This is a genomic window from Caulobacter sp. HMWF025 (assembly GCF_003060965.1).
Classification (GTDB): Bacteria; Pseudomonadota; Alphaproteobacteria; order Caulobacterales; family Caulobacteraceae; genus Caulobacter.
The window spans coordinates 11,269-19,106 of record NZ_QAII01000122.1; the positions used below are offsets into that span (position 1 = coordinate 11,269).

Annotated in this window: 10 protein-coding genes and 1 pseudogene; 5 read left to right on the top strand and 6 right to left on the bottom strand. The window is 67.9% G+C overall.

Annotated elements, in window-relative coordinates:
- Positions 1-483: pseudogene (locus DBR10_RS20075) on the bottom strand (hypothetical protein); the annotation flags it as partial.
- Entirely contained in the window at positions 480-1,256 is a 777-nt protein-coding gene (locus DBR10_RS13090; protein WP_108490201.1) for a class II aldolase/adducin family protein, read from the bottom strand. The gene DBR10_RS13090 and the pseudogene DBR10_RS20075, both read right to left, overlap by 4 nt.
- A gap of 152 nt (positions 1,257-1,408) precedes the next feature.
- Between DBR10_RS13090 and DBR10_RS13095 the strand changes: the two genes are divergently transcribed.
- Genes DBR10_RS13095 through DBR10_RS13115 form a run of 5 tightly spaced genes read left to right on the top strand, consistent with a single transcriptional unit; the run spans position 1,409 to position 5,695 of the window.
- On the top strand, positions 1,409-2,080 hold the full coding sequence (locus tag DBR10_RS13095) for a DUF969 domain-containing protein (protein ID WP_108503678.1): 672 nt from the start codon (positions 1,409-1,411) through the stop codon (positions 2,078-2,080).
- Positions 2,077-3,033: a DUF979 domain-containing protein gene (locus DBR10_RS13100; RefSeq protein WP_108503677.1), complete on the top strand. Its 957-nt coding sequence runs from the start codon at positions 2,077-2,079 to the stop codon at positions 3,031-3,033. Before DBR10_RS13095 ends, DBR10_RS13100 begins: the two co-directional genes overlap by 4 nt.
- The gene (locus tag DBR10_RS13105; protein ID WP_108503676.1) at positions 3,011-4,051 is read left to right on the top strand and encodes a DUF2891 domain-containing protein; all 1,041 of its coding nucleotides are present in this window, start codon (positions 3,011-3,013) and stop codon (positions 4,049-4,051) included. Before DBR10_RS13100 ends, DBR10_RS13105 begins: the two co-directional genes overlap by 23 nt.
- Before the next feature lie 10 nt (positions 4,052-4,061).
- Positions 4,062-4,733 (top strand): spermidine synthase, encoded by a 672-nt coding sequence (locus DBR10_RS13110; protein ID WP_108556404.1) that lies wholly within the window; start codon positions 4,062-4,064, stop codon positions 4,731-4,733.
- Positions 4,734-4,744: 11 nt separating this feature from the next.
- On the top strand, positions 4,745-5,695 hold the full coding sequence (locus DBR10_RS13115) for a hypothetical protein (protein ID WP_146184139.1): 951 nt from the start codon (positions 4,745-4,747) through the stop codon (positions 5,693-5,695).
- 43 nt (positions 5,696-5,738) lie between these two features.
- On the opposite strand, the gene DBR10_RS13120 is transcribed toward DBR10_RS13115, so the two are convergent.
- The 4 genes from DBR10_RS13120 to DBR10_RS20080 form a co-directional block, all read right to left on the bottom strand.
- Positions 5,739-6,569, bottom strand: a complete 831-nt coding sequence (locus DBR10_RS13120) for a DUF2145 domain-containing protein (protein WP_108556405.1) — start codon at positions 6,567-6,569, stop codon at positions 5,739-5,741.
- On the bottom strand, positions 6,566-6,934 hold the full coding sequence (locus tag DBR10_RS13125) for a hypothetical protein (RefSeq protein ID WP_108505091.1): 369 nt from the start codon (positions 6,932-6,934) through the stop codon (positions 6,566-6,568). Before DBR10_RS13125 ends, DBR10_RS13120 begins: the two co-directional genes overlap by 4 nt.
- A 133-nt stretch (positions 6,935-7,067) precedes the next feature.
- Positions 7,068-7,526 (bottom strand): SsrA-binding protein SmpB, encoded by a 459-nt coding sequence (gene smpB, locus DBR10_RS13130; protein ID WP_108490330.1) that lies wholly within the window; start codon positions 7,524-7,526, stop codon positions 7,068-7,070.
- Positions 7,526-7,838: dihydrodipicolinate synthase family protein (locus DBR10_RS20080; protein ID WP_233243405.1), on the bottom strand; the 313-nt coding region annotated here is incomplete at its 5' end. The genes DBR10_RS20080 and smpB, both read right to left, overlap by 1 nt.

Here is a 7,838-nt window from a genome sequence, read left to right on the forward strand (position 1 = left end):
ACCGGAGCGTCCCAGCAGCAGTCTGGCTTCGAGGTCGGCCTTTCCCTGCCCCGGGGCCGCATAGCCGGCATTGCGCCCCGCTCCGGGCTCGGCGGCTCCGCCATAGACCGAGACCACGGTCCGTCCGGTTTGCAGGACGGTGTAGCGCAGGCCCAGTTCCAGCGGGCCACGCCCTTCGTAGACCACAAACCGGTCACGGCCGCGGATCAGTCCGGCCCGGGCCTGCAGCGTCAGCCGGCCCGTCAGGCCGTGCTCGACAAAGAGGGAGGCCCCCTCCTCCTCACGGTGATCGATCGCGACCCGCTCACCGTCCGGCGTGAAGCCTTCGTCGGCGGCCTGACGCTCATACTTGGCGATGACCTGGGTCTTGCCCTCGGGCGCAGGCCAGGCTCCCGCCCGGGCCCCTTCAAGAGCCGGAAAGAAAAGGGCCGCCGCAGTCGTGAAGACGGCGACGGCCCGGATCTGTCCGACCTGGGACCTCAATCCGCGTAGCCGGGAGACTCCCGGTCCAGCTTGCGCAGGCAGCCCGGCCAGGCCAGGCCGCCGATCATGCCCATGCCCATGCCGGTCTGCTTGCGGACCTCGGCCTGGGCCTCCTCAGGGGCCAGCAGCACATTGTCGCGGCCGATCGACAGGGCCATGACCTGCTGGGCGCAGGCGCGCTCGAGGAAGAACATGCCCAGCCAGCATTCGGCGGCCGTCTGGCCCACCGACAGGGTGCCGTGGTTCCGCAGCATCATGGTCTTCTTGGTTCCGAGATCGGCCACCAGCCGTTCCCTCTCGTCAAGATTGAGCGCAATACCTTCATAGTCGTGATAGGCGAGTTGTGGCAAGACAATTAGTGCGTGCTGGGTCAGGGGCAGCAGGCCGTCCTTATGCGCCGAAACCGCCACGCCCTGGTCGCTGTGCAGGTGCATGACGAAATGCGCGTCGTCCCGCGCCGCATGGATGGCCGAGTGGATCGTGAAGCCCGCCGGATTGATGAAGTACGGGGTCTTGTCGATGACATTGCCGTCCAGATCGACCTTGACCAGGCTGGAGGCGGTGATCTCGCCGAAGAACATGCCGTAGGGATTGATCAGGAAGTGGTGCTCGGGTCCCGGGATGCGGGCCGAGATGTGGGTGAAGATCATGTCGTCCCAGCCGTGCAGGGCGACCAGGCGATAGAGCGCTGCCAGCTCGACGCGGGCCTGCCACTCGGCCTCGCTGACCTTGTCCTTAAGCGACGTGACGATGGGTGCTGTGCCGTCGGCCATGGGGGCCTCCTCCAGTAGGTTATCGTTGTTGAGTTGAAGGTCGCGCCGGGGGGCACCAGCGTCAAGGGCACTCTTCTCGACCTCAGGCCTTGCCAGCCGCGCCCGCAACCCCGACGCTGGGGCGGAATCGTCGGGACGGAGCCCCTCAAGACATGCTGACCCTGCTGGGCGTCGCGGTGATCGTCCTGGGCTTTGCCCTGAGATTCAATCCCTTGCTGGTCGTCGTCGCGGCGGCGCTGACGGCGGGCCTCGCGGCGGGCCTGTCCCCCGTCGAGGTCATCGAGGCCTTCGGCAAGGCCTTCAACACCAATCGCTATGTCACCATCGCCTGGCTGGTCCTGCCGGCCGTGGGGGTCCTGGAGCGCTGCGGCCTGCAGGAGCGGGCCCGCCTGACTATCCAGGCGCTGAAGGGGGCCTCGGCCGGACGCATCCTGCTGGCCTATCTGCTGCTGCGTCAGCTGACGGCGGCCCTTGGCCTGACCTCGGTGGCCGGACAGGCGCAGACCGTGCGCCCCCTGGTCGCCCCGATGGCCGAGGCCGCCGCCGAGACCGCCGGTCCGGTCGCTGACGCCGACCGCGAGCGGATCCGGGCCATGAGCGCCGCCACCGACAATGTCGGCCTGTTCTTCGGCGAGGACATCTTCATGGCCATCGGCTCGATCCTGCTGATCGTCGGCTTCCTCGACCAGAGCGGCATCACGGTCGAGCCGCTGCACCTGTCGGTCTGGGCCATCCCCACGGCCATCGCCGCTTTCATCGTGCACGGCGCGCGGCTGCTGCTGTTTGACAGACGCCTGGCCCCGACAACCGAGGCCCGGCCATGATCGGGCTTCCTCTCGTCTATCTGATCGCCGGAGCCATGTTCGCCGCCTTTGCCGGGCTCAGCCTCGGCGACCGGGCCAATCGCAAGCGCTTCGGCAATGCCGCCTTCTGGGGCCTGGTGGCGGTCAGCTTCCTGCTGGGCGACCACCTGGGTGATCTGGGCAACGGCCTCCTGGTCCTGGCCCTGGCCCTGCTGGCCGGCACCGGGCAGCTGGGGGTCGGCGCGCCGGACACTACCTCGCCCGACGAGCGCCAGGACCTGGCCCGCCGGCTGGGCCTGCGCCTGTTCCTGCCCGCCCTCGTGATCCCGGTCGTCACCCTGGTCGGAACCTTCGTCCTCAAGGCCGCCACCCTGCACGGCCAGCCCCTGGTCGAGGCCAAGAACGCCACCCTGATCGCCCTGGCCCTGGCCGCGATCCTGGCGGCGCTGCTGGCCCAGATGATGTTCCGCCAGCCGCCCGTCGCCGCCCTGCAGGAAGGCCGGCGACTGATGGACCTGGTCGGCTGGGCCGCCCTGCTGCCGCAGATGCTGGCCGCCCTCGGCGCGGTGTTTGCCGCCGCCGGGGTCGGCAAGACCATCGGCGATCTGGCCGTGGCCTGGACCCCGGTCGACAGTCGCTTTGCCGTAGTCGCCGCCTACTGCCTGGGCATGGCCGGGTTCACGATCCTGATGGGCAATGCCTTTGCCGCCTTTCCGGTCATGACGGCCGGGATCGCCCTGCCCCTGGTGATCGGGCGGTTCGGCGGCGATCCGGCCGTGGTCTGCGCCATCGGCATGCTGTCAGGCTTCTGCGGCACGCTGCTGACGCCGCTGGCGGCCAATTTCAACCTTGTGCCGGCGGCGCTCCTGCAATTGAAGGATCGCTACGGCGTGATCCGCGCCCAGGCCCCGACCGCCGTTCTCCTGCTGATCGTCAATATGGTTCTGATGTATGCCCTCGCCTTCCGGGCCTGATCCCCAGCGCAGCAGCGCCTCCAGCCTGGCCCGGGGCACGGCTTCGCGGTTTGCCCGCATCGCCCTTGGCCACGTGACGCGCGAATATCCCAACAAGCTGGACCATGTGATGGCCGGCGACGCCGATGCCCGCACACCGCGTGACCTGCATCCGATCTTCTTCGGCAGTTTCGACTGGCACTCCTGCGTCCACGGCTACTGGCTGCTGGCCACCCTGCTGCGCATTCGCCCGGACCTGCCCGAGGCCGAGGCCATCATCGCCCTGTTCGACGACGCCTTCACCTCCGACAAGGTCGCCGCCGAGGTCGCCTATCTGGCCCGCCCCGAAAGCCGGGGCTTCGAGCGCCCCTATGGCTGGGCCTGGGACCTGATGCTGCAGGCCGAGCTGCTGCGCCACCCTGCTCGACCCTGGGCCGCCCGCCACGCGCCCCTGGCCGAGGCCTTTGCTGACCGGTTTCGCGCCTTCCTGCCCTTGGCCGACTATCCGGTCCGGGCCGGAGTCCATTCCAACACTGCCTTTGCCCTCGTGCTGGCCAGCGAATATGCCGACATGGCCGGCGATGCCGCCCTGCGCCAGCTGCTCGCGACCCGGGCGATGATCTGGTACGGCCAGGACGCCGCCTGCCAGGCCTGGGAACCCTCGGGCGACGACTTCCTGTCCCCGGCCCTGATTGAGGCCGAGGCCATGCGGCGGCTGATGTCCAAGGACATGTTCGACGTCTGGATCGTGCGCTTCCTGCCGGATCTGGCCAGCAAGCAGCCGGCCACCCTGTTCACCCCCGCCCGGGTCAGCGACCGCTCCGACGGCAAGATCGCCCATCTGGACGGGCTGAACCTGTCACGGGCCTGGTGCTGGCGGACCCTGGCCGGAGCCCTGCCCGACCTCGACCCGGCAAAGATGCACGCGATCAATGCGGCCCTGAACCATCTGAGCGCCGCCGTCCCCCACATCTCCGGCGACTATATGGGCGAACACTGGCTGGCGACCTTCGCCCTGCTGGCCCTGACCAACGGCTGAAGGCGACGTCATGATCCCCTGGGAACATCTCGACAGCGCCAGCGTGCCCGGCGACGGCGTGGAACTGCGCCTGATGCGGCGCGGCAGCGAATATTCGATCATGGCCGGCCCCATCGAGCTGATGAACAGCCGGCTCAGCGGCTCGGAAGAGGCCATGGCCACCCTGGCCTTCGACCGCATCGGCCAGCGGCCCGGGGCCCGGATCCTGATCGGCGGCCTGGGCATGGGCTTCACCCTGCGCGCGGCGCTGGGGGCCTTCGCCGCCGATGCGAAGGTCGTGGTCGCCGAACTGGTCCCGGCCGTCGTCGCCTGGGCGCGCGGTCCGCTCGGCGGCCTGCACGGCGACAGCCTGGATGATCCCCGCGTCGCGATCCGCCTCGGCGATGTCGGCGCGGAGATCCGCGCGGCCGAGGGCCTTTACGACGCCATCCTGCTCGACGTCGACAACGGCCCCGGCGGCCTCAGCCGCAAGGGCAATGACAGCCTCTATGACCAGGCCGGCCTTGCCGCCGCCCGCCGCGCCCTGCGCCCCGGCGGCGTGCTGGAGGTCTGGTCCTCCACCCGCGACAGCGCCTTCACCAAGCGGCTGCAACGGGCGGGCTACGGCGTCGAGGAGATCGGCGTGCGGGCCCACAAGGGGCGCGGCGCGCGGCATGTGGTTTGGGTGGGGGTGCGGGGTTAGGCGACGGGCCTTTGCCGCACCGGCTTGAAAGATCAACGCAAAGTCGCAATCATCGCGCGCTGCACGCTGTCATCTGGAGAGGGCTGACGATGATCCGCAAGCTCGGACTGGTCGCCGTTGCCTTGGGGGTAGTGCTCACTGGCACGCTCGCATGGCATCTCGCCACACGGCAGCAACCCACCCTGCCCATTGCGATGGTCGAACCGCCTTCCGGTGAGATGAGCGCCGCCGAGATCGAGGCCGACCGCCTTGAGAACCTCGCCCTCGATCGTGACCAGGAGACGGCTCCCCTGGCGAGGTGGTCGGCCATGGCCCGGCGTGAGGGGGACGCCCTGATCATCCGCATGGCCGGCCACGACGTCGCCAGCTTTACCGACAGCGGCTATTGCGACGGCTTCGACCAGTGCGCGCGCTGGCGTTTCAGGGGCGTCTGGCATCTTGGCGGACGAGACTATCCCTGGCTGACCTTCTTCCATGGCGAGGGCGAAGAGATGGCCTTTTTCACCGACACCTCTGGTGCCCTGTTCGGTGCCGCAGGCGAGCCATCGGCTTCACCCGACGGCCGCTTGATGGTGCTCGCCTATAACGACCCCGATTTGGGCGGTTCCGTGTCTGTCTTCGAGGCAGGACCCGGCGGGTTGAACTTGGTCGCCGACAGTGATCTGGCCGGCTGCGATGCGGTCGAATGGGAAGATGCCGGGCACCTCGCCATGACCTGCATCGACTCCGATACATCGACGGGTCAGCGGTATATGACGGCCGTGCTGTTCAGGGACGAGGGCGGCTGGCGGATCACACCTCGCGGAGAGCTTGATCCTGCCACCAAACAACTGCTGGCCAAACCGACCCGAGCTCTGGTCGGCTTTGACCTGAAGGCCGTGGCCGATACCCCTGCCACCCATCAGGGTCAGAAAGACACCGTCGACCCCTATTTCGTAGAAAAGGGCTACAAGCGCCTCTAACGACCACAAAGGCCGTGCGCGAAGCTCTGCGCCATGCGGGAAGCTACCGCTGGAAACTCACGCTATAGGCAGCCTGCAGCATCCCGTTGGCGCGCATGAAGTCGGCCAGGCTTTCATAGGTGGCAGTCCGCAAGCGTCCCGAGTGGTCATCCGTTTTCAGCCCTGCGGTCACCAGGGGGGCCAGCAGCCGTGTGACCGGCCCGGCCTCGACGGTCGTGGGCTTGAAGTTCGCCTTGAGATTGGCCCGTATCTGGTCCCGGTCGGTGATGTCCCAGACGGCGGCGGCCAGAACGTCAAGCATGAAGCCGTTGCAGTTCTGGTATTTGGGCGACAACGGATTGGCGATCAGCGAATAGGCCGGGTTGTGCAGCGCCGCATAGATCGGGGAGTCGATCACCGCCAGCAGCCTGCGCTGCACCTCCGGCGATGGCACGATCACCGCCACGTCATCGACGGACGAGCCGCTGGTGAAGTCATAGGGGAAGTCCTGGACCAGCCGCGAGGCGGTGCTGGGCAAGGCCTTACCGTCACCGGCATAGAGGTTGTAGACCGCATAGCCGGGCTCGGTCTGGCCACTATCGGTCTGGATATCGCGGTAAACCCAGAAGGCGCCGTGGGTATAGGCGATGCCCTTGGGGAGCTTTTCGCGCGCCCGTCCTGCGCGAAACACGATCGCGACCCGAGCGCCGCGCGCGGCCAGATTCGTCTCGATCTGCTTGGAGAAACGGGCGACTTCCTCCGCCGAGAAGTGCCCGCTCGGTGCCCCTGTGGAGATACTGTCCTGGGCCAGCACCGGCGTGGCTGCCAGGGGCGTCAGCGCCAGGACGATCGCCGCACCGATCCCCTGCCGCGCCCGCCGGTCGAGCCGGATCATGGCTTGGGAGCGTCCGCCGCTTTGGCGTCATAGGGCAGATTGGGCACCGGCTGGGCCAGGATCACCTTTTTGGTCACCGGCAAGGGTGTCGAGGCGAAAGCGGCCGAGTCGCCAGCCGCTTGGCTGGCATCCACCCCGGTGGCGGTGGAGGCGGTACCGGCCACGACCGATCCGGTGGCGGCCACCGACAGCGGCAAAACGGCGACCGCCGAGGCGGTCTGGACGCCCGACACTCCGAGGTCCTTGACGACCTCCGTCGAGGCCTTGGCGGCATTGGATCCGTTCTGGACACTGTCCTGGGCCAGGGCCGTGCCGGCGCATGCCAGGCTGCACAGGACCATGACGGTCATTGAAACCGAACGCATTGGGCTCTCTCCATAACGGCGTGGCCCCCTCCGTAGCGGTGCGGCCACGCCCTGCAGGTCAACCCGAAGATGCGCCGAAATTGTGACGCACGTCTGACGGCCGATCCTGCGGGACCGTCTGGAGCCTGGTGCCTCAGTCGCCCCGGTCGCCCTTCATCAGGCGGGCCTTGTCGCGCTGCCAGTCGCGGGCGGCTTCGGTTTCGCGCTTGTCGTGGTTCTTCTTGCCCTTGGCCAGGCCGATCTCCAGCTTGGCCAGACCCTTGTCGTTCCAGTAGAGCTTCAGCGGGATCAGCGTGCGGCCGTCGCGCTGCACGGCCCCGATCAGTTTGACGATCTGCTTCTTGTGCAGCAGCAGCTTCCGGTGCCGGCGCGGCTCATGATTGAAGCGGTTGGCATGGCCGTAGGGCGGGATGTCCGCATTGATCAGCTTGATCTCGGAGCCTTCGACCGAGGCATAGGACTCGGCGATATTGGCCCGGCCGACGCGCAGGCTTTTGACCTCGGTGCCGGTCAGCATGATGCCGGCCTCGAAGGTCTCTTCGATGAAGTAGTCGTAGCGGGCGCGCCGGTTCTCGGCGATCGGCTTGGTCATCAGACCAGACCCGCCTCGCGCATGGCCTCCAGGATGGCCGGCTTGACCGCATCGCTGCACGGCGCGATCGGCAGGCGCACGTCTTCGCCGCACAGACCCAGATGGGCCATGGCGAACTTGGTCGGCGACGGCGAGGCGTCGAGGAACAGGGCCTTGTGCAGCCTGACCAGACGATCCTGCCAGTAGAGGGCAGTCTCCCACTGGCCGGCCATGCAGGCGTTCATGAAGGTCGCGCAGGCCTCGGGGGCGACATTGGCGGTGACCGATATCACACCGTGGCCGCCATGGGCCAAATAGCCCAGCGCCGTGGGG

Bases quoted from the DNA above. Each gene is read 5' to 3' on its own strand.
- DBR10_RS13090 (WP_108490201.1), bottom strand. From the start codon at position 1,256: ATGGCCGACGGCACAGCACCCATCGTCACGTCGCTTAAGGACAAGGTC.
- DBR10_RS13095 (WP_108503678.1), top strand. From the start codon at position 1,409: ATGCTGACCCTGCTGGGCGTCGCGGTGATCGTCCTGGGCTTTGCCCTG.
- DBR10_RS13100 (WP_108503677.1), top strand. From the start codon at position 2,077: ATGATCGGGCTTCCTCTCGTCTATCTGATCGCCGGAGCCATGTTCGCC.
- DBR10_RS13105 (WP_108503676.1), top strand. From the start codon at position 3,011: ATGCCCTCGCCTTCCGGGCCTGATCCCCAGCGCAGCAGCGCCTCCAGC.
- DBR10_RS13110 (WP_108556404.1), top strand. From the start codon at position 4,062: ATGATCCCCTGGGAACATCTCGACAGCGCCAGCGTGCCCGGCGACGGC.
- DBR10_RS13120 (WP_108556405.1), bottom strand. From the start codon at position 6,569: ATGATCCGGCTCGACCGGCGGGCGCGGCAGGGGATCGGTGCGGCGATC.
- DBR10_RS13125 (WP_108505091.1), bottom strand. From the start codon at position 6,934: ATGCGTTCGGTTTCAATGACCGTCATGGTCCTGTGCAGCCTGGCATGC.
- smpB (WP_108490330.1), bottom strand. From the start codon at position 7,526: ATGACCAAGCCGATCGCCGAGAACCGGCGCGCCCGCTACGACTACTTC.